Source organism: Geobacillus sp. DSP4a (assembly GCF_013096875.1).
GTDB lineage: Bacteria > Bacillota > Bacilli > Bacillales > Anoxybacillaceae > Geobacillus > Geobacillus thermophilus.
Genome location: NZ_SDLD01000238.1, coordinates 1 through 378 on the forward strand (window position 1 = coordinate 1; position 378 = coordinate 378).

The 378-nt window shown below is 51.3% G+C and carries 1 protein-coding gene; it reads left to right on the plus strand.

What is annotated here, in order from left to right; translation table 11 throughout:
* The coding region (locus ETC02_RS17170; protein WP_171698500.1) for a DDE-type integrase/transposase/recombinase at nt 1-378 on the plus strand (378 nt) is incomplete at both ends.

A 378-nucleotide genomic window follows, 5' to 3' on the forward strand; every position in this document is an offset into this window, starting at 1 on the left:
AGCGTTTTGCGTATGACCAGATCAATGAGCTATGGCAAGGGGACTTATCCCATGGACCCACAATTCGAGTCCATGGGAAAGCCCAGAAAACGTTTTTGATCGCGTATATTGATGACTGCTCGCGGTTGGTGCCGTATGCCCAATTTTTCCCTTCGGAGAAATTTGACGGGCTGCGGATCGTCACAAAGGAAGCGGTGCTTCGTTGCGGGAAGCCAAAACGCATTTACTCGGACAACGGGAAAATTTATCGGTCCGAGGTGCTGCAGTATGCGTGCGCCGAGATGGGGATTACACTCATCCACACTCAGCCGTATGACCCGCAAAGCAAGGGAAAAATCGAACGGTTCTTCCGCACCGTACAGACACGGTTTTATCCAC